Source organism: Streptomyces sp. NBC_00513, assembly GCF_041431415.1.
In the GTDB taxonomy this organism is placed as follows: domain Bacteria; phylum Actinomycetota; class Actinomycetes; order Streptomycetales; family Streptomycetaceae; genus Streptomyces.
Map to the genome: position 1 here is coordinate 17,279 of NZ_CP107845.1, position 19,147 is coordinate 36,425.

The 19,147-nt window shown below is 68.3% G+C and carries 22 protein-coding genes and 4 pseudogenes; 11 read left to right on the forward strand and 15 right to left on the reverse strand.

Annotation, left to right across the window (positions count from 1 at the left end; genetic code table 11):
- Positions 1-261: 261 nt before the first annotated feature.
- On the forward strand, positions 262-471 hold the full coding sequence (locus OHA84_RS00060) for a hypothetical protein (protein WP_159041360.1): 210 nt from the start codon (positions 262-264) through the stop codon (positions 469-471).
- A gap of 377 nt (positions 472-848) precedes the next feature.
- Here OHA84_RS00060 and OHA84_RS00065 read toward each other — a convergent pair whose 3' ends face one another.
- Positions 849-1,571, reverse strand: a complete 723-nt coding sequence (locus OHA84_RS00065) for an excalibur calcium-binding domain-containing protein (RefSeq protein WP_323182091.1) — start codon at positions 1,569-1,571, stop codon at positions 849-851.
- Between the two features lie 480 nt (positions 1,572-2,051).
- Positions 2,052-2,222 (reverse strand): hypothetical protein, encoded by a 171-nt coding sequence (locus tag OHA84_RS00070; protein WP_266975807.1) that lies wholly within the window; start codon positions 2,220-2,222, stop codon positions 2,052-2,054.
- A 77-nt stretch (positions 2,223-2,299) separates the two neighbouring features.
- On the opposite strand from OHA84_RS00070, the gene OHA84_RS00075 reads away from it, so the two are divergent.
- Entirely contained in the window at positions 2,300-3,265 is a 966-nt protein-coding gene (locus OHA84_RS00075) for a hypothetical protein (RefSeq protein WP_266975809.1), read from the forward strand.
- Between the two features lie 192 nt (positions 3,266-3,457).
- On the opposite strand, the gene OHA84_RS00080 is transcribed toward OHA84_RS00075, so the two are convergent.
- Both OHA84_RS00080 and OHA84_RS00085 read right to left on the reverse strand, forming a co-directional pair.
- Entirely contained in the window at positions 3,458-4,102 is a 645-nt protein-coding gene (locus OHA84_RS00080) for an IPT/TIG domain-containing protein (RefSeq protein WP_323182062.1), read from the reverse strand.
- A gap of 69 nt (positions 4,103-4,171) precedes the next feature.
- Positions 4,172-4,642: a hypothetical protein gene (locus tag OHA84_RS00085; RefSeq protein ID WP_266975813.1), complete on the reverse strand. Its 471-nt coding sequence runs from the start codon at positions 4,640-4,642 to the stop codon at positions 4,172-4,174.
- Positions 4,643-5,027: 385 nt separating this feature from the next.
- Here OHA84_RS00085 and OHA84_RS00090 point away from each other — a divergent pair, with 385 nt between their 5' ends.
- Both OHA84_RS00090 and OHA84_RS00095 read left to right on the forward strand, forming a co-directional pair.
- Positions 5,028-5,342, forward strand: coding sequence for a transposase (locus tag OHA84_RS00090; protein ID WP_266975815.1), 315 nt, complete (start codon positions 5,028-5,030; stop codon positions 5,340-5,342).
- Complete coding sequence (locus OHA84_RS00095; RefSeq protein WP_266975817.1) at positions 5,339-6,259, forward strand: IS3 family transposase; 921 nt, start codon at positions 5,339-5,341, stop codon at positions 6,257-6,259. The genes OHA84_RS00090 and OHA84_RS00095 overlap by 4 nt, the downstream gene beginning before the upstream one ends.
- Before the next feature lie 330 nt (positions 6,260-6,589).
- On the opposite strand, the gene OHA84_RS00100 is transcribed toward OHA84_RS00095, so the two are convergent.
- Positions 6,590-7,690 carry a hypothetical protein gene (locus tag OHA84_RS00100; protein WP_266975819.1) on the reverse strand — a complete coding sequence of 367 codons (1,101 nt, stop codon included), beginning with the start codon at positions 7,688-7,690 and terminating at the stop codon, positions 6,590-6,592.
- A 26-nt stretch (positions 7,691-7,716) separates the two neighbouring features.
- Here OHA84_RS00100 and OHA84_RS00105 point away from each other — a divergent pair.
- Positions 7,717-8,265 (forward strand): annotated as a pseudogene (locus OHA84_RS00105) (Helicase associated domain protein); the annotation flags it as partial.
- 298 nt (positions 8,266-8,563) lie between these two features.
- Positions 8,564-8,905 (forward strand): hypothetical protein, encoded by a 342-nt coding sequence (locus OHA84_RS00110; RefSeq protein ID WP_266975821.1) that lies wholly within the window; start codon positions 8,564-8,566, stop codon positions 8,903-8,905.
- 139 nt (positions 8,906-9,044) lie between these two features.
- Here OHA84_RS00110 and OHA84_RS00115 read toward each other — a convergent pair whose 3' ends face one another.
- From OHA84_RS00115 to OHA84_RS00135, 5 genes and pseudogenes are all read right to left on the reverse strand, one after another.
- Positions 9,045-9,578: a hypothetical protein gene (locus OHA84_RS00115; protein WP_266975823.1), complete on the reverse strand. Its 534-nt coding sequence runs from the start codon at positions 9,576-9,578 to the stop codon at positions 9,045-9,047.
- Complete coding sequence (locus OHA84_RS00120; RefSeq protein WP_266975825.1) at positions 9,575-10,237, reverse strand: hypothetical protein; 663 nt, start codon at positions 10,235-10,237, stop codon at positions 9,575-9,577. The genes OHA84_RS00115 and OHA84_RS00120 overlap by 4 nt, the downstream gene beginning before the upstream one ends.
- Positions 10,238-10,257: 20 nt before the next feature.
- Complete coding sequence (locus tag OHA84_RS00125) at positions 10,258-11,190, reverse strand: hypothetical protein (protein ID WP_266975827.1); 933 nt, start codon at positions 11,188-11,190, stop codon at positions 10,258-10,260.
- 272 nt (positions 11,191-11,462) lie between these two features.
- Positions 11,463-11,778 (reverse strand): annotated as a pseudogene (locus tag OHA84_RS00130) (IS110 family transposase); the annotation flags it as partial.
- 1,099 nt (positions 11,779-12,877) lie between these two features.
- On the reverse strand, positions 12,878-13,207 hold the full coding sequence (locus OHA84_RS00135) for a hypothetical protein (RefSeq protein WP_266975829.1): 330 nt from the start codon (positions 13,205-13,207) through the stop codon (positions 12,878-12,880).
- A gap of 187 nt (positions 13,208-13,394) precedes the next feature.
- On the opposite strand from OHA84_RS00135, the gene OHA84_RS00140 reads away from it, so the two are divergent.
- Positions 13,395-13,727 (forward strand): Tn3 family transposase, encoded by a 333-nt coding sequence (locus OHA84_RS00140; RefSeq protein ID WP_371591278.1) that lies wholly within the window; start codon positions 13,395-13,397, stop codon positions 13,725-13,727.
- A 79-nt stretch (positions 13,728-13,806) separates the two neighbouring features.
- Here OHA84_RS00140 and OHA84_RS00145 read toward each other — a convergent pair whose 3' ends face one another.
- Positions 13,807-14,103 carry a hypothetical protein gene (locus tag OHA84_RS00145; RefSeq protein WP_266975831.1) on the reverse strand — a complete coding sequence of 99 codons (297 nt, stop codon included), beginning with the start codon at positions 14,101-14,103 and terminating at the stop codon, positions 13,807-13,809.
- A gap of 405 nt (positions 14,104-14,508) precedes the next feature.
- Here OHA84_RS00145 and OHA84_RS00150 point away from each other — a divergent pair, with 405 nt between their 5' ends.
- On the forward strand, positions 14,509-14,928 hold the full coding sequence (locus tag OHA84_RS00150; protein WP_266975833.1) for a DUF6086 family protein: 420 nt from the start codon (positions 14,509-14,511) through the stop codon (positions 14,926-14,928).
- A 48-nt stretch (positions 14,929-14,976) separates the two neighbouring features.
- Here OHA84_RS00150 and OHA84_RS00155 read toward each other — a convergent pair.
- The 3 genes and pseudogenes from OHA84_RS00155 to OHA84_RS00165 form a co-directional block, all read right to left on the reverse strand.
- Positions 14,977-15,276: pseudogene (locus OHA84_RS00155) on the reverse strand (transposase); the annotation flags it as partial.
- Positions 15,277-15,580: 304 nt separating this feature from the next.
- Positions 15,581-15,706, reverse strand: a complete 126-nt coding sequence (locus OHA84_RS00160; protein ID WP_266975835.1) for a hypothetical protein — start codon at positions 15,704-15,706, stop codon at positions 15,581-15,583.
- Positions 15,707-16,421: 715 nt separating this feature from the next.
- A pseudogene (locus OHA84_RS00165) lies at positions 16,422-16,909 on the reverse strand (transposase); the annotation flags it as partial.
- Here OHA84_RS00165 and OHA84_RS00170 point away from each other — a divergent pair.
- Entirely contained in the window at positions 16,909-17,130 is a 222-nt protein-coding gene (locus tag OHA84_RS00170) for an EF-hand domain-containing protein (RefSeq protein ID WP_266975837.1), read from the forward strand. The pseudogene OHA84_RS00165 and the gene OHA84_RS00170 sit on opposite strands and share 1 nt — an antisense overlap.
- 163 nt (positions 17,131-17,293) lie before the next feature.
- Entirely contained in the window at positions 17,294-17,524 is a 231-nt protein-coding gene (locus OHA84_RS00175) for a hypothetical protein (protein ID WP_266975839.1), read from the forward strand.
- Between the two features lie 126 nt (positions 17,525-17,650).
- On the opposite strand, the gene OHA84_RS00180 is transcribed toward OHA84_RS00175, so the two are convergent.
- Positions 17,651-17,974, reverse strand: coding sequence for a hypothetical protein (locus OHA84_RS00180; RefSeq protein ID WP_266975841.1), 324 nt, complete (start codon positions 17,972-17,974; stop codon positions 17,651-17,653).
- A 527-nt stretch (positions 17,975-18,501) separates the two neighbouring features.
- On the opposite strand from OHA84_RS00180, the gene OHA84_RS00185 reads away from it, so the two are divergent.
- Complete coding sequence (locus tag OHA84_RS00185) at positions 18,502-18,939, forward strand: hypothetical protein (RefSeq protein ID WP_266975843.1); 438 nt, start codon at positions 18,502-18,504, stop codon at positions 18,937-18,939.
- The last annotated feature ends 208 nt before the right edge of the window (positions 18,940-19,147 follow it).

Below are 19,147 nucleotides of genomic sequence, written 5' to 3' on the forward strand. Positions count from 1 at the left end.
GCGGCCGCCGGAACAACCGCGCCGGGCATGCGCGTCATCTCGCGAACAAGCGGGAACGATTCCGCGGTGAAGCCGACATCCGAAGGACCCCAGGCCACCGAGGGACAGGGGCTGCCCGAGGGCGGGTGTTGCCGGCGGCACGAGGGGCCGGCGTATCCGAACTCCTCGCCGGTCGGGGCATGCCCAACTCAGCCCGCCCCCGCGACCTCTGAGGCGGACCGCCGCGCGCCACAGCCCCGACGCCCGTGGGAGGGTGGCCGCGTGACCACGACGACGCTGCAATGCGCGGACGCTCCCCTGCCCCCGGCCCAGGGCCTGCCCTGGGCGGTCGGTGTGGGGCGGGCCTGCGTTGCCTGCGGCAGGAAACTCACCGCCGGTGCGGTCTCCCGCGGAAAGATCTCCAGCCGGCAAGGCGTCCACAACACCGACATCGAGGTGTGGGCCTGCCCCAGGACAAGGCCCGCCTCATGAACGCGCGCGCCGCGCGACCCACCGGTGAAAAGGACGATCGGCCACCCGCCTGCAGACGGTGCGGAGCCCGGGCCCTTGCGATAGGTGGCCCCGAAGGCGGAGTCATCGTGCACGAGAGGGCCTGCCCCAACCGGCGCGAAGGCGAACCTGCAGCCCGCCCGCCCCGCACCACCTGATTCCGGCTTGCCCGGCTCGGGGTGACTGCCGAAGCGGCGGGCCCAACCATGGTGCGCCGCTCCGTCAGCCCGGGGTACGCGCCGATACGCGGGGGCACCCCCTTGGTGTGGTGCCCGGGGTCGGAACGGACACCACGCGAGTCATCCGATCTCAGGTCGCCTCCGCTTCGCCGGCGATGCCCGCGCGCGAGGGTGGCATGGTCACTCGCAGGCGATGCCGTCGCCATCGCGATCGAGGTGGCTGTCGAAACCGGGGTCCCCGCGGCGGATCGGAGCTGCCCCCGCATCCCTGACCGCCGTGCAGTTGCGGTAGTACGCCCTGCCTCCTCCCCCGCTGGTCGAACTCCCGCCTGACGAAGCCCCCACGGCCGCCGGAGCGTCATCCGAGGTCCCCGCCTTCCCGTCGTCAGCCCGCGCCGGGGCCGGGGCGTGTGGCCGGCTCGGCGGAGCCTGGGGATCCTGCGGCTGGGCCGGGGCGGCAACGGGCGGGACCGACGCCGGTGCGGAGACAGACGGCGAGACAGGTGTGGGTGATGCCGAAACGGGTGTCGGCGAAGGCGTGGAAGAGGGGGCGGCCAAGGTGGGGGCCGACGCGGTGACGGTGACGGTGACCACCGGCTGGGAACCGGGTTTCGCATCGTCGCGCACAGGCTTCGGGCCGGAGGCGGTGGCAAGCAGTACACCGAACCAGATCGAGGCCAGGACCACGGTTACCGCCCGGCCGGCCTTGTCCCAGCGGGCCATGAACGCGAGTGCGGCACCGAGTGGCGGAACCACGAGCGTGGCGAGGACAACGGCGGGAACCGCCAGCGCCGGGTGCCAGCGGCGCGGTGGGGCCGGTTGGAACGTGGCGGTATCAGCAGGAGGGAACACGAATCTCCAGACAGGACGAATGAGATGGCGAGCACCACAGCTCGTGAACATCGCGGCGCCCGCCCCGGCTTCACGGCCAGGACGGGCACGCGCTGAAGTAGTTGGAACGGGCGCCGACCGCGCTGTCGCGTACGCGGCACACGCCTTTGCGAGGTCCCGCAACACCGAGGGCAGCACGGGTATCACCCGATCAACGGCCCCGCGGGCGAACGGTTACCGGCAGCACGCCGACGGCAGCGGCCGGCACGCATGTCCCCCACCTCGCACGTCGGAGAAGCCCCTCTTGCCGGCAGGAAAGCGACTCTCCCACCAGACGGCACTCCCGCATCGTTCCGGCGATTCCCTTGTCGCTGCCGAACGGCCCCCAGCCTCCCTCACCGGAACCTCGGCGTGCCAGCAGGTAATCCGGCCCCCGGTAGACGCGCGCCAGGACGGGCTCGGGGGCGGGGACCAGGCGGGGCAGGCGCGGCGGCGCTCCTCGGCCGCGGACCGGTAGGGGCCCCGCCGAGGAGCGTCGCCAAGGGGTGCCGGTCAGGCGATGTTCGCGCAGACCGCGGTCAGGCCGCTGACCGAGGACGGGCGGGAGATCTCTCGGACCGGGGAAACAGCGGTGGCCTGATACCGCTGTCCGTAGCGGAGATACGCCGCCTCATCGGCCACCTCCTCCATCCCCACCACCTCACCGTCCACCACCATCTGCACTGGTCACACTGGCGAAGACTCAGTCAGACACGCGCCCGCGACAGCCACTACAAACAACGCGGACATACCCCTTAACTGTGATTGCAGTACTAGATGCGCTAACCGGCTCTTTCCTCAGCCTCAACACCTCTTCCGACGGGCAGAGGTACTGGACGTTCCACCACCCCACTCTCCGGGAGGGCTTCGCCACCTGGCTGGCAACTCAACCGCATCTCATGCCCATGGTCCTCGTGGGCATGACCGACGATGCGCTGCTCACCCGTACAGACTGCCTCGCCCCCGACAGCGAGCAGCGCCAGGGAACGCTCCTGCGTATCCCGCCCTCGCTCTACCCGGAGGTGGCCCGTCGCGTGGCCGCCCTACGCCAGCAGCCCCGCGAGCATCAGGAGGACTGGCTGCGGTACCACGACCGGCACAAGGCAATTCTCGTCTACCTGGGGCGTGCCAGCAGCGACGGCTTCCTGCGCGTCTACCTGTCTATGGATCCCGACATCTGCGCGGGGCTCGTGCAATTTGACGCCCCGACTGGGTACGACAGTCGTCCGCGTGTGTTGGCACGCCTCTTCCAAGCTGGCCTCCTGCCCGAAGATGTTCGACAGCAGGCCATCGCGCGCATGTCCGAGCTGGCTGTCACACAACCTGATGCTGATTGGACTGAAGAGGGAGACGGTACCTGGCCGTGGGATGTCCTTCTCACCTCTCAGGAGCGCGAGGCCATGTTCGAGCACGTGCGCCACGCACTCGTCCCCTACCTGGAAGACAGAGCTGCCGGCTGGGCGGAAGAGTTCAGCGGTAACGAGGACGACGATCCGGTCGAGAACGCCCTGTGGAAGTACGGGGAGGCGTTCCAGGAGCGACAGGACTTCGACACGGCTGCAGAGTTCGAACATGCGCGTGACAGCTACCAGCAACTTCGTGAGGTGTCAGACAACACAGACGACAGAGACTGGACTCCCAACAGATCGAGCTGGCGCGAACGGCTGGCACAAGCACGTGAGCACGCCCAGAACCGACGCAGCCTGTTCGACGACATCGACCAATGAGGGGGCGAGGACGCAGCAGCTCGGCGATGTCTCGCGCGTCTTGAGCTTGCGACACGGACGGCAGAGCGGTCACACGTTCCCGCCCGTGTCCCAACCCCCGCGCGTGACCCCGACGGGATGAAGATCGTTAGCGGGGTATGAACAACACCGCTCGGCGCACGCTCACCGCAATTGCCCTCGCGGGGGCAGCACTCACCGTGTCCGGCACGGCCCACGCCGCGGACCCCGCACCGCCCCAGACGTCGAACCCGATGTACCCCGGCGGGATGAACCCCACGACCTCCGGGCAGCCGAACTCGCAGAACCCCGGGGGAGCGTCTCCCAGCGGCATGTACCCCGGCGGCATGCCAAGTTAATTGCGGAGCTCAAAACGGGGTGTGCCACACGCGGCAGCGGCGGTTCTTTTTCCCCCTGCAAGAGAGAGAACCGCCGCTGCCTGCCTTCGACGGGCCTGGGGTCAGCGGCCGTAGGTGTAGAAGGTACTGCCGTTGGTCGGGCTGGTGCCGGCGGCGTTGACTGCCTGCACGGGAACCTTGGAAGAGCCGGTGCCTGCCGCAGCGGTGACAGTGCAGGAGGTCGCGGTGCACGCCGGGCGGTGGCGTTACCGCCCGGTCCGAAGGTGACCGCGGTGGTGTCGGCCAAATTGGTTCCGGTCAGCGTGACCTTGTTCCCGCCTCCGGCGGGCCCGGTGGCAGGGCTGATCGAGGTGACGGTCGGCGGCCCGTAGGCGTAGCGGGCGGCCGGGGTGGTGGGGCTCCACCCGTAGGGGTGTGGACCCACACGTCGACGATCCCGGTGCGTCCCGCCAACTTCACGACCCGACGCACGGGCGGTCACGCACCACCGGACCGGAGGCGGCCCCGAAGCCTGGGAGTCGACGGTGTGACGCCCGTTATCGAGCCGTGATCATTTGGCAGGCTTGGCGCAGAGCTCGGAGACGATCGTGAACGAGGTCGTCACCATCGGCACCGCCATGGCCGGCGGCATCGCTATGTGCGTGGTCTCGCCGTGCGCCATGCCGTTGCGGATCTTTCGGCCGTCGTCGAGGTACTCCGCCTGTCGAGCGGTCAGGACACAGGTCTCCGCGCCCTGCTTGATGAGCTGGTGCAGCGCCTTCTTGCCCGCGCCCGGGATGCGGTCGCGCAGCACGATCTCCACCGCGATCAAGGAGTGCATGACCGCCACGGTGGAGACCTCGTAGCAGTAGTACGACTGGCGCAGCAGCTCCCGGGCCGTGCGCAGGACGGTCGCTGCGGCCTCGGGCACGCCGTCGGGCACGACCAGGTCCTCAACCAGGTCGTGCATGTCGGCGTACTGGCCGACGAAGTAGTGGGCGCGTTCGTCTGGGATCGGGAACGGCAGCCGCTGCGTGGTCATCCCCAAAGTCTCAGCGATACGCCGGGCTCGGCCCGGGTGGCTGCTGTCAGGGGTGACCAGCCGGCTGTCGGGGATCGACTGAGTGCTGGCGAATCGGATGCCACCAGCCTGCAATTTGCGCGGCCACGTCGAATTGCTCCCGGACGACGGTGAGCACCGTGACCGGGGTGTGGATCGCCAACCAGAAATAACGTCGCGGCCGCCTCACCCCGGCCCAGCTCGCCCAGCTCGCCGAGCTGGGTGTGAGCTGGGCGCGGTAGCAGCCCCAGCCCACGGCCACATCGAGCCCTGGACACGGGCGTGGCCTTCGCGGACGTGAGGTTCCCCCGAGATGCGGGAAGTGGTGACAGGCTGTCAGATGGGTCGTATGAGAGGAACCCAGACGATGTCTGCCCCGAGGAAGTACCCGCTGGAGTTGCGTGAGCGTGCGGTGCGGATGTACCGGACCACCGAGCCGAAGCCAGTGATCCGCCGTATGGCCGAGGAACTCGGCGTGCACCACGAGGCACTGCGCAACTGGATCCGTCAGGCCGAGGCCGAGGCCGACGCCGGCGAACGAGGCGACCACCTCACCACCGCCGAGCGCGAGGAACTGACCGCCCTGCGGAAAGAGAATGTCCAGCTCAAGCGGGCGAACGAGGTCCTGCGGACGGCCTCGGCTTTTTTCGCGGCCCAGCTCGACCCGACCCGGCCCAGGTGACCGCGCTCCTCGACGAGCACCCGCACCTGGGGGTCGAGCCCGTCCTGCGGGAACTGAACATCCCCTCCACCACCTACTACCGGTGGCGCCAGGCCGAGAAGGAACCGTGCGAGCGGCGCCGCCGCGACGTCGAGCTGACAGACCGGATCCGGGAGGTCCACGACGAGTCCGACGGGATCCACGGCTCACCGCGCGTGCACGCCATCCTCAAGCGCGAGGGCACCCGCGTCGGCCGCAAACGCGTCGAACGGCTCATGCGCCAGGCCGGCCTCGCGGGAATCAGCCCGCGCCGGGGCAAGGGATTCACCCGCCGCGACCCGAACGCGGAACTGGCCCCTGACCTGGTCGAGCGCGACTTCACCGCACCCGGGCCGAACCGGCTGTGGGTCACCGACCTGACCATGATCCCGACCGGCGAGGGCCCGTTGTGGCTGTCCGCGATCCGCGACGCGTTCTCGCGCCGGGTCGTGGCCTGGGAAACCTCCGCCCGCGCCGACGCCGACCTGGTCCTGACCACCCTCGAGTACGCCCTCGCCTCCCGTGATCCCATCGCCGGCGAGCTCATTCACCACGCGGACCACGGCTGCCAATACACGTCCGTGAAACTCACAACACGCCTGCTCAGAGCCGGTATCCAAGCGTCGATGGGATCCGTCGGCGACTCGTTCGACAACGCCTTGGCGGAGAATCTGTGGATGTTGGTCAAGACCGAGTGCGTCCGCGGCCGCGTCTTCGCCACACGCGCCGAGGCGAACCTCGCGCTCTTCAACTACATCGACGGCTTCTACAACCCCCGCCGCATCCAGAAGCGGCTCGGCTACCTCAGCCCGATCGAGTTCGAGGAGAAGCACTACGCCAACCAGGCAGCGACCGATCAAGCGAACCTGAAACCACGTCACCCCGCCCTGACCAGCTAGTCAGCACCTCCCGCACAGCGGGGGAACCTCAACGGTGGCATCGTCACCGAGCCGGGGACACGGTCCTCATGAGCGACCTCGAGGCCCACCTGGAGAGCTGGCGGGCCGTGCGAGGGTGGCTGGGCTGGCAGCAGCAGCAGCTGGCCAACCGGGCGATCAGCGAGCTGGATGCGGAGCTGGCTGGCAGAGCCCATCCCGCCGTGATGCCGCCTCAGCTCAGGGTCTCCCCGGATCCGGCTTTGCACCCTTCGAGGAGATCCTGCCGGTACAGCACCGCGATGCCTGCTGTTGTGCCCGACGGCCCGGGGTCACAGCAGCAGCCGGCGGGTCTCAGCCGTGGCGTCGGTACATCACGTGCAGCTTGCTGTTGAAGGATGCGGCGGCCGGTGCCTCCACCGGCCGGGCGCCGGGGACTTGGTGAAGGCCCTTGAAGCCGCCGTCGTAGTGGCCTGCCCAGAGGGCGCCGTCCTTGCCGCGTACGAAGATGTGCAGGGTGCCGGTGTTGTTGGCGAGCGCGGGAGCGTGGGTGGAGCGCGAGGTGCCGAGGGTGCCCTGGCTGACCCAGTTGCCCCCGTTGACGCCCCCGTTGATGCTGGTGTGGATTTGCTGGTCCGCCATGGTGGCGACGCGCCAGAGGCGGTCGCCTTGCGGGGCCATCGCGACGTGGCTGGGCACCTCCCATGGAGGTGGTCCGGGCCCCAGGCGCTCCAGGTGCTGCCGTTGAACAGGCTGTGGTGGAGCGTGTTGTGGGCGCCGACGTGGGTCAGCCACGCCCGGTCGGCGAAGGTGCCCAGCTTCCGGGGCCTGCTTCGCATTCCCCGGAAGCTGGGACGGTGCGCTCCAGCCCTGCGACGGTGTGAAGGTCCGGGTGAAGATGGCGCCGTTCTTTCCGGTGACGGCGTAGATCAGTTTGCCGTGGGCCCAGGTCAGGGCCGGGGCGAACCAGCTCTGGTCGCCGCCGATCTGCGCGGGCACGGTCCAGTTGCCGTTGCTGTCCATGCTGGACCACATCACCGCCTGGTCGTGGGGGCGCAGGTAGGCGGTGTAGAGGCGGTCGGCGTAGGCGGCCAGGGCGGGGGTGGTGATGCTGCGGAAGGGCAGGGGTTGCGGTGCTGCCCAGCCGGTGGCGCCGTGTACGGCGTATTCCAGGGTGCCTTCGGCGAAGGGCACGGTATCGCCGGTGTACTTGACCCGCAGGTCGTGGGAGCCGTCTCCGTTGAACCTCCAGGTGGTACCGCCGCTGCGGGAGAGCATGGCGAGTTCGTAGCGGCCCATCCCGATGGCGCGCTTACAGGAGATGTCGCTGTGGTTGCGGAACGCGTCGATCACGACGAGGAGCAAGTTGGCGACGGCGCTGGCCATCGACACCCACACGGGAAGCGCCTGGGTGAAGAAGTCATCGAACTGCAGCGTCTGGTTGAGCTTTGCCATCGCGTCGTTCAGCGCCTTGGTCAGGGCCGCCCACCACGCGTCGTTGGCTGCCCGAACAGCGCGAACGGCTCACCGCACTGGGCATCCGGGGCGCCACCCTCCCCTTGACCGCCCCCGCCCCGGCGGAGCTCCCCGCGGCACCCATCGACGCGGCCACGGGCCCGAAGAAGGTCGGGAGCAAGGCCGAGGCGGCGTTCCAGCGGGGCCTCGCGGCCCTGACGCAGTGGGTGGAGCGGGAAGGGCAGCGGGCAGTGCCGCGCGGGCACAGCGAGACGATCACCGTCGACGGCGAGACGGAGCCGGTGATCGTGAAGCTGGGCGTATGGAATTCGAACGTCAAATCGAGGCGGGACAAGCTCAGCGCCAACCAGCTCGCCGCCCTCGCCGCCCTGGGCGTCGACTGGGCCGGAGCGGTCCAGGTCGCCCAGGACGCTGCGGCGCAGCCCGCCGTGCAGGCCGCGCCGCAGCATCGCAATCACCACGATGAGGGCGACAACACGCTCTACGAGGGCGGGAACTGCACCTGCGACCTCATCGAGCAGTACGGGCCGCCCTCCGAACGCGACGACTACTGACCGCTCCCCCGCTCCGACCGGACCCCGGGTCTGCCAAGGTCCAGGGTCCGAAACTTCCTGCCCTGACCAGCACCGCCCCGGCGCGGTCCGTGACAGGGCCATGGCTGTCGTTGACCCGTACGACTCCATCGAGGCGGGCCCCGACCCCGGGTTCCTGCTTCCGGCGGCCGAATGGTGGTCCTCACCTGGCTCGGAATTGCGTTGACGGTCAGTCAAGTGGTATCGCACTGTCGAATCTCCACAGAGTCCGAGAGCTTGGATGGCTCTCGACCACATACGGAAACGGAAGGAGATTCTCATGCACCTCGGGAAGATCGCGGCCGCCGGCCTGATCGCCTTGGCAATGATCGGCGTTGGCGCGGGAACGGCCAGCGCGGAAAGCGCCGTCATCAAGGGCGCATATGGTTACTACGACCCCAACAAGCACATGTTCGGCATCGGTGACACCGAGCCTGATGGCCGGTCCGTATTAATGGAGTGGAGCATCGACGGCTACCGCAAGACGCCGATCTACAACCACAATGGCAACGGCACCTGGCGGGACGAGTACCTCCCCTCCTCCCTGTGGGGCCACCAGATGCAGTGGCGGATCTGCGTCAGCGGCGGTCCCTGCTCGTTCTGGTACTGGGAGAGGGTCTGAACTGATTCACACCCCCGCCCCTCTGCGTTCCATCATCGAGCAGTACGAACCGCCCTCCGAGGTGGACGACAACTGACCGATCCCCCGGACCAGATCGGGCCACGGACGTCTTGGTCCGGGCCCGATCTGGTGGATGGTACTAAGCGACTGCTGCGGCGAGCTTCACCGACGGGATGCCGCAACCTTCACGAAGCTCGGCAAGGGGACGGCGTGGGAGGCCGGAGACGATCCACAGCCGCATGGTGTCGTGGGCGACCAACTGACCCGAACCCGTTCCGTCCTCATTGAGGATGTCGACCTTCAGCAGCACCCGTTCCCCTGACTCCCCCAGCGTCCAAAGGTCCAGGAAACATGGGCGCCGGCACGTACGGAGGTTGCGGCGCTGGTTCTTCCACCGGAAGCTCACAATGCCACCCGCGAAGGCGGTCAGTGAGAGAGCGCCGGAGGCGTAGGCGGAGCGGCCGTCCCAGATCCACACCATGTGGCCGTGGTCCAGTTCACGTCCCATGATCTTCGTCGGAGACATGCTCGCGTGCTGGATCTCCACCACACATCCGTCGGCCGCGATCACATCGGCGATGTGGCTTCCGCGCCGCTGTTCACGCCTGGTCACGGCCACCATGGATTTCCAGTAGTCGTGCCATTGGGTCGAGGAGTACGACAGGCCGTTCATACCGCTCCCACCAGCACCGCCAGGTCGGCATCGCTCATGCCGAGTTCCGCAGCACCGATCCCCAGGGCAGCCAGCGCGTCCAGTCCGATCTCCGGGTTCTTCTTCATGTGCTCCTGTGCCCGTCGCAGGGAACGGAGCTGGTCTTCCAACTCCGCGTACTGGCCGTCGAGGAGCTTGCGGAACGCCCGACTGTCCTTCTCCTGCTCGCGCAGGTGCTTCTGATTTCCCTTGATGGCGAGGAGTTGCTTGGACACCTCCACGATGCGGGCGTGCACCAGGTCGGCGGGCAGGAAGGAGCGCTGCCCGGGGATGGTGATCCCCCCGTCGAGCCCTGTGCCGCATCCGCCGGGAGCGGACCCGGGGGATACCTCGCCGTTTCCAAGACCAGGGATCGGTGGTGTCGTACCGCCCTCCTTCCCCGACTCTGCCGGCGGCGATTCCGTGCCGCTGTGCGCGAAGCGAAGCATCAGGTCGTGGTCCAGTGCACCCACGACGGGGCCGAAGCCGATCTTGAAGAACTCGATCGTCGACAACTCGCCCGCCTGAACCCCTTCGATCATGATCTCCATGAACTCTCCGGTCCGCCGGTTCTTGTCACCGTGCCGGGCGAACAGTGGGCCATAGTTGTCCGTGATCCACTGCCGGGTCGCAGCAGACACGGATGTGAAGCGCGAGGCGGTCACCGCACACCCGCCTTTCCGCCGGCGCGGACCGAGTGCAGCCGCTGCGCCCAGTGCACCACGCCCTCGCACGCCTTCTCCAGGTCGTTGAGCATGGCTTCGTCGGCGATGTTGATGATCTGCTCGGGGTGCATCTCGACAAGGCCGTAGAGCAGGTTCACCCGGCGCCGGAACTGCAGGACCAGCCGGTCGTCGGTCTCCTCGGGGAGGGATGTGCTTTTGCTGCTGCCTGTCACCTGGGTGACCTGAGCGAGGCTGTCGCGGATCTTCAGCTCCGCCATCGGATCGGCCGCGAACGCCTCTACGAGGAACGTCGGCTCCATCACGCTCGCCATTACCGCGGACCTGACGTCGGGGCGGGCGAGCTGTTCCACGATCTTCTCGGCAGTCATCGCGGAGGCCGAGTTCGGAATCGGCCGCGCGCCGATCGCTGCGCGGAACTCCTGCGCCGTCACACGGCGGCGGCCGGGCTCCTGAAGCATTCGCAGCAGGATCTCCCAGCGGTCCTGGCGTTGGCGCTCACGGTCAGCCTTCGCCGGAGCCGTCTCAGCCTCCGGGGTCTCCTTCGGCAGGGAGAACCCCAGCGCAGCCTCGCGGACGACCGAGTAGGACACCGTGACAGCGGACTCGGCCAGCACCTGCCTGAGCGCACTGTCACATCCTGCGGACACGCACCGGTATTCACGGGCCATCCCGGCAGTCATGCCGATGTCTGCTGCGAACGCCCTGATCAACTCGCGGGAGTCGATGGAGGGCTCGCCGTTGTCCACCGGCGCGACTTCAAGCAGGAGATCTCCGATCTCCAGGCGCGTCCGTTGCTTCTCGTTCGTCAGGAGATCATCACGAGTTACGAGCTTCCGGCCAAGCTCCACCTGCTCAGAGGAGTACGCCGGTTCTGTTTCACGAGCACAGGGCTCGATCCAATCCGTCATGGCCCGGAACGTAGAGCGAGCCACAGACAATTCCAGGGGCCACACAACACGAATGGCCCACCCGATCCCTCATGCTGCTGAAGAAGTTGCACCGAACGGGTTGCGAGGCCGGTATCGAGTGGACGCCGCCGGGGAATCGAAAACAGCGCCGCCCAGCTGAGGTTCACCCAGCCGCGTCATACCGGTACTCGTACCCATCGCCCCGCCGCCGGCCCCTCGATCGAAACTGACCTCTTCCCCACGGCTATCGCGTGGAAAGACACCTCATGGAGTTAAGCCGTCAAGACGACGGGGTCAGTGGGCGTCGGGAAGGCGATGGATCCGTCGAAGGGGATCCGGGCCTGGAGGCAGCGATGCAGCTGTCCGAGCATCCGGTTGAAGAGGTGTGGCAGGGCTTGCATGTGCCAGTCCCCGCCGGTCCGTCGGCGCCGGTAGTGGGCACTCGGCGCTGGCCGATCCGCCGAGGGAGGAGAAGGCCCAGAGGTGGCCGACGTGGTTGAGCCGGTTGTTCTTGACGAACCGGCGCCCGACGTAGTGGCGTTTGCCGGAGGCCCGGGTGATGGGGACCGCGCCCCCGTATGCCCTGAGCGTGGCTTGCAGCGGCGCATACCCGTTCACGATCTCCCGAGCGCGGTCCATGACAAGGGGCCACCGGATCCGTTCACGAGCCATACCGGTACTTGTACCCCTGCTCGCGGCCGCCAGCCCCCGGGGTACGGATAGACCTCCCCTCGGCTATCGCGAGGTAAGAGGTGTCGTTTTCCGAAGGGGGCTTGCCCACGCGTTCTGACCTGCACGAATGGAAGATCACCGGATTCGGGGGGTCCCACTTCCGGTCACACCTGCGGTCCCCCGCCTAGTGCACCCCTGCAGCCACCCCTCCAGCCCCCTTCCGGTGCAACCCTCCTGCGCATCGGCACCCACCCGGCAGCCCCCCGGCCAGGACGGCTTGCCCAGACGCTCTGGACGATATCGGCCGGCCGCCGCCCATCACGGGCGCGGTGGCGGCCGGGTGACGGTGGAGCACGTAGACGACGCCGCCCAAGAGCAGCGTCACGAGGACCAGGAGCAGCACGACGGCCAGGGCGAGCGAGGACACGGGGGCAGTTCCCTTCGTTGGGCATGCCGGAGTCGGCATGCGGTGGGGTGGAACGTGGAGGATCCGCGACCCTTGTGTCGCGGGGAGGCGGTCGGACAGCAGAGTGCGGGAGGCGGGGGTTAGCGCCGCAACCCCCGGCGTCCGTCAGCACCATGACCGTCAACGGCGGCCCATTCAAGAGTTCTCGGCGAACATCGCAGCAGGTCAGAGCGCTGCGGAGTTCGCCCAGAACTCTTGAATGGGCTGCGGATCAGGTGTACGGGCAGGCAGCGCAGACCCCGGCCTGCGGGCGTGGCGTGGAAGATGGACGTCCGGGGTGTTGGTCATGGCCCCGGGCGCCTTGGCTGGGAGCGCACATCCCCGCCGGGCGGACGTCTGTTTGGCAGGCGCCCGCCCGGCCACTCACGACGCGGCCCCGACACACCGTGCCGGTGTGTCGGGGCCGAGGTGCGGTCCGGTCGTACTGCCCCAGAGCGCTCTGGGCACCGGTCCTGACCCGCGCACCCATGTCGGCGCGGACTGATCAAAACCCTAGCCTCAGCCGAGCCAGCCGTCGGCGCGCTTCTCCCGTCCAGGGGTGGGCGGCGCTCATCGGATTGATCGCAACCCGCAGGCCGGCATCGGTTCCCGATCGGCGGCCGATCGATCGGCACGGCCCCGGCCGCCGGGGTGGCCCTGACACTGACACCGCCGTGGCGCGCCGCCGGTTGCGGCCGGCTCACGCGGTCGGCGCCGGCGTTTGAGGCCGAGCTGGACCGCCGCCAGGGCCACCGCCTCCACCACCGACAGCCCGTCCCCGCCGCCGCGGCCGGCCTCCGCACGCAGCCGGCCCGCCTGCGCCTCCAAGCGCCGCGCCAACTCGTCCTGGACATCGGTGAGGTTCCGGCAGCCGCGCCGCCGCCCCGCGTAGTGATCCATGCCAGCCACCATAGGAAGTCCACCACCCCCGTACCCACACGTCACGCACACGTGTCGGGGCCCCGCCATCCCCCTCTCATCGCGGAGCACGTCTACCCGGGGGCCTGCGGTACAGCCCGTACGCACGTCCGCGTGCGGGCCGGACGACTGCTGACCCGGCCGCGCGCCGGGGGAATCCGAGGACATCGTGCCCACCGACCACACGCCCGACCTCGCCCACGAGCACCACACCTTGCGCGACTCTGCGCTCGCCGGCGACCTGGACCGTTTGGGCCGGGCGGTGAGGACCTCGTTTGTCTGCGACTACCTGGCCGACGTCGAGATGCGGCAGGAGATCCACGAGGGGTTGCAGATGGTGGAGAACTGGAACAGCGCGAACAAGGACCTCTTCTACGGCAAGGATGGCGACCTGGCCGGTGCGGACAATCGAGACCGGCACCGATTCATACCGCCTCGCCAGCACCCGAGCCCGAGCCGAAGGACACGCCCAAGCCAGCTGACCGTGCAAGCTCCCGCTTGACGGCCCCCGGCCCGGAGGGCCGTCACCGGTGCGCACTTCCTATGCTCGCGAGTGTCGGTCAGTCCTGGGTGCTTCGCCTCTACCAGGCGTTCCAGAGCACACCATGACGGTGGCGGACCGGCGGCATGGCTGCGTCGTCAAGTTCGTGGCCAGCACGGTGCAGTCCGCGGATCCGCTGGGCGTCGAGTCGACCCTGCAGCCGGGCGCGGCCCTCTGCCGTAGCGATCTCGGCGGAAAACGAGCCCTTCCTGCAATAAAGCACCATCCATTGCCAAGAGGTGAGCTGGCGCAGCGTCTTCGCCGGGGCGGGGCGACGGCCTTCGCGGGCGGCTCGGGCCAGTTCAGCATTTGCATAGCGCAGGTCGTACAGCGACATGGACTCCGATGCGCCCTCTTGGACTCGGAGTCGCCTGGGAGTCGTGCGGACAGTTCGGGACATTGAGAGCCTCCGTAGGGCCCTCTGGGCTTTCCAGAGGCACCTACGGCGGGTGCGTGGTGGTCAGCACAACTCAGCTCCTTTCGTTGGTCACGACGATCTACCAGCAGCACAGTAGCGGCGCGGAGAGGCGGAGGCCGAGACTTTCTACTCGCCCCTGTTGCCAGGGCAAGGCGCTCCAAGATCTCTCACGGAACTGCGGGCAGACCCAGTTTTCAACGATCCTCATCGCCGCTGGGCGACGTCATCCTCTGGGATTCTGGCTCACTTTCCGTGGAGGGCTGACTGACCGTAATCTCATGTGCTTGCGACGCCGGTCGGTATGACCAACAGGGAGGGGCTGCATTGAGCCAGTACTACGACATGGGCGACGAGACCCTGTGGAACCCGTCCGACGGGGCCTCCCGGCTGTTCATGAGCCAGGTGCGCGTGTACGAAGCCGAACTGGGGATGCCGTCCGGTATCGGACCCATGCAAGCTGACGAGTGTCAGATCGACCCCATTGCGTTCAAAGAGTTCGTCGACGCCCTGCTTGCGTGGCACCGGAGAGCGAGTCACGCAGTCATGGCTGCCCTGTCCGAGGGCTTCGTCGCCACGGTGCTGGTCCTGGCGGAGAGGGCAGGCATCGAGGTGAACTGGCAGCCAGCAGGCAACGGCGGTCTCAAGGATGTTCAGGTCCCGGCGGCCTCGGTTTCCTCTGAGGGGGCTTGGGCAGCCGCCCTTCAGTGCAAGTCACGCGATCTGGGCCGCTTCATGGCGGCCTGAGCCTGGTCTGCCCCGCAAAGTGCTTGGAAGCCATCGCAAGGCGATGTCCTATGAGTAGAGCAGGACACGCTTGCGGAGGAGATCGAAGCCGGCTCGGCCGAACATCTGGCGTTTGAGCATCTTGATCCGGTTGACGTGGCCTTCGACGACGCCTGAGCTCCAGGGCAGGGTGAGGCCGGCGATGACTGCATCGCGGTCGCGGTCGATGCCTGCGGCGAGGATATGGAGGCCGGGGAGGTCATCTTGTCGGACGGCATCGAGCCACTGCGGCAGCCGTTCGCCCTGGCGCTCGGTGAGCATCTTGCTGAAGAAGCGGACGTGGCCGGTGAGGGCATCCAGTTCAGGGCAGTGGACCCGCCGCCGCCGTGGTCCCCATTGCCAGCGGCCTCCAGTAGCAGCCCCCCGAGCTCGCTCTTCCAAAACGGTGAGTCCCGCATGCGGGACTCACCGTTCCATCATGCGAAGCCGCGGCCAACGAGCACGGGGATGCCCGCGAACTCGAGCCAGGGGGCCAGCTGCTGTCGGAGGGTGTCTTTCTCGGCTGCGACGTACAGGGCGTGCTCCTGACTTGGTGCGGTCGAGGCGGAGCCAGCCGGGCATCTCGTACACGAAGGCGTCCGAGCTCGGCCCGTGCCGGTAGGACGTGGACGGCTCAGACCATGTCGATCAGGTCGAGGAAGCAGCCCTCGCGGCGAGCCTGGATCAGCTGCGCGGACAGCCGGCGGTACATCACCTGCCTGAGCCTGACCTTCAGGAGCGGTCCACAACGAGGGGCCACCGGATCCGTTCACGAGCCATACCGGTACATGTACCCGTGCAGCACTGCCAGCCCCCGGACACGGGACAGACCTCTTCCTCCGGCTATCGCGGACAAAGGCACCTCATGCAGCTAAGGAGTCAAGATGCCCGGCAGGGACACCGGTCTGGCAGCGTCAAATGGTTCATGATCACAGGGATGTGCCGGGCGTGAAGGCGTACGTCCGCAGCGGATCCAGATGTAGCTCGTGCGGACCCATACAGTCCGCAGCAAGAGTTCCCACGGCCGCCCCGCACACACACGTCATGTTGGGGCCTCCAGTTCCAAGAGGTCCGCAGCAACCGTGGTGCATACCCAAAGAGCTGGCCAGCTGCAGGCTCGGCGCGTCCTCCGGGTGCACGACGACAGAGTCCCGGGGGCCGGCGGGCACCATGTCGGTCATGCCGGGCGGCATGAGAAGAGCCCGGCTCACAAGTGCACACGCCGCCTGGGCGCCTGAAGCCACGAAAGGGGCGCCCCAGGGTTCGGGATCAATGGCGTAGCTGCCTCGCGGGACTGTCGAAGGCGCAAGCGGCGTCTTGCCGTGCCGGTCTTTGTCATGCAGCGAGATGTCCGGGACGCCCTGAAGCTCCTGCAGGTCCGGGGTGAGTTCGGCACCGCACTTCGCACAGTAGAAGACCGTCATACCAACCGTTGTATCCCACCGACAGCATCAATCACGACCAGGTTCCCCTGCTCAGTCCGCCTGTCCAGCACAAGCGGTGGGGAAGGCGATGGATTCGTCGAAGGGAACTCGTGCCTGAAGGCAGTGGTGGAGTTGGCCGAGCATGCGTTGAACAGGTGCCGGAGGGCCTGCATGTGCCAGTCTCCTCCTGCCCGGCGGCGCCGGTAGTGGGCGTCCGCGCCGGTTGAACCGCTGATGGAGGCGAAGGCCCACAGGTGGCCGACGTGGTTGAGCCGGTTGTTCTTGACGAACCGGCGTCCGACGTAGCGGCGTTTGCCGGAGGCCCGCGTGATCGGGGCCGAGCCCGCGTACGCCTTCAGCCCTCCAGCCGTGGCGAACCGGCTCCTGTCGTCGCCGATCTCGCCCAGAATGCGAGCACCGACCTGGGGCCCGATCCCCGGAAAACTCAGCATGATCGCCGCGTCCGGGTGTGAACGAAAGGCCTCCTCGGTGGCACGCGCCAGGTCATCGACCGCCTGACAGGCCGCGTCCAGAGATCGTGGACAGCAAGCGCGTCAACGAGGTGAGCATGGCCGATTTCGAGTACCTCGCCGGTGTCTGGAATTTCACCCCTCCCGTCGCATGGGATGCATTCGACCAGCTCGACACGGACAGCGACGGCGCGCTCAGCCGCAAGGAGTTCGTCCACAGCGTCCACGAGTTCCTGAGCAACCCGGACGCGCAGGCCGCAGCCAGCGGCATCATCCTCGGCGTGCAGTAGGCGCCGGACATGCCACCGGAGCAGGCCCGAAGACGGCCCGCCCCGGCCCGTCGCGAGCCCGCAGGCCGGGCCGCCATCTGAAGCCAACCGGCTACCGGCCGCCGGGACCCCGCCCCGGTGCTCCTTCCGTCGGCAGCGCCAACCGATCGGAGGAGAAACCCCCGTGCACCGCATCACCCGAGCACTCGCCACCGCCGCGCTCGCCCTGGCCGCCTGCGCCCTCGCCCCCACCGCCGCCCGGGCGGCCGCCGCCCCGGTGGCCTTCCCCTCGGGGCCGCCGGTCGCGTTCTGGCAGTGCGAAGCGGGCGGCGGCTTCGTGGCCACCGACCCCGGCACCCAGCGCGAGGTCTGCGAGGGCGGCGAGTACGACAACCGGTACGTGTACTGGCTGTAGCTCCCGACGGCAGGCATGTCTGGTAGCGCCACCGCCGGTGCGGTGGTGTGGCGCAGGGCAAGGGCTCCTTCGGGCCGCCTGCCGCACGGGCAGGCGGCCCGAAGAGCCCCGTCACGCGGTCGCGCCCTATGCCGTGCGGGAGGGAACTGCGGCGATAAGCCAGTGCTGCGGGGCGAGGTCAGGAGCCGTGAAGTCCAGCTTGGCAGCGAGCTCCTCAGCGGTCTCGTGGCAGTTGTCGACCTCGATGAACAGCGGCGGCACCTGGTCCTGCGGGGCGGTGAGGACCAGGTCGGCCTGGGCGCCGCCCTTGCCGGGCGCGTTCCACGTCCCAGTGGCGGGCAGCGGGACCTCGGTCCAGTACGAGGCGATGGTGCCGATCCCGTCCGGTGAGTCGACGGCGGCCTGGGCGGCGGCCTGGACGTGTGGCAGGTCGTCGGCGAGCTTGGCCATGTCGGCTTCGGGCGCAGCAGTGCGATCACCGTCTCGTTGACGGCCATCGGGTGGGAGGCCCCGCTGGAGCCCGCGCCGCGCGCGGTGGAGCCCATCTCCCCCGCCGGGCGCCGCAGCTCGTAGGAGGCGGCCTCCAGGCCCTTGGGGGTCAGGTTCCGCAGCGAGTCGCCCGTCTCTGCGGAGCCGCCGTTCTCGGACAGGCCGTGCTTGCGCATGTCGGAGAGCGCGCCGGAGTGCGAGGCGGTGCGGGCCTGCTTCTGCTTCGAGGGGGTCTCCTTGTCGGCGTGCCGGAAGGTCAGGTGCGGAGCGCCGATCCGCTGGATCTGATCAGCCGTCTCCACCTTCAACGCTCCGAGCACGCGCAGCACGTCGCCGCGGTAGCTGTTCGTCGACCCCGCCGGGTTGGTGATCCGCTTCCCCAGCCGGCGGAGGGGGAGATTTCTCTGGCCTCTGTCCACAGGGTGATCGTCCGAGGCTGCTGGGAGTCGTCGTAATCCGAGCGACGTCACCCAGTTGAGGAGACCTCCATGCCGTACCTGATCCCGCCTCGCACCCCGCTCACCCCGGGAGAGGTCGACCGCGCCTTCGACTACCTTCTCGCTCTGCAGATGGGCGGCGGGAACCACGCCTCCGGACGCACGTCGGCTACTCCCGAGCTGGCCTTCCTGTTGCTGCGGCTCGCTGAGAACATCGTCTTCCCCGTCACGGGGGTCCTGGGCGACGGGGAGCCGCACTCGGACTCCTTTGCCCTGGACGAGGTCGGATGCATCCTGCTGTCCGCCCTACGGGACTGGACGCGCGACTCCCCTACTACCGCCGTGCTGGGCATCGCCCGCAGCATCATCCGCTTCGTCGAGAACGTCATCCCCGATCCCGACGACCACGGAGACACCCGCGCCACCCTGGAGACCATGCGCGACGAACACCTGAAGTGGGCACGCACCCTGAAGTCCATGCGTCCGTAGCCACGCGCACGATGCGCACCACCGTCCATCCGGTGCGCATCCACTCGGTGGGCGGTGCGCACCAAGGCAGCCAGCGCACCCGGGGTGGTGCGCATCCCGGTGGGTCGGTGCGGCGGAGTGGACCGCCTGAAGGCGGGCGCATTCCTCCTTGACACGGACCCAGGTCAAGGGGAAATGCGGCGGGTGCACATCGGGTGGATGGACGCCA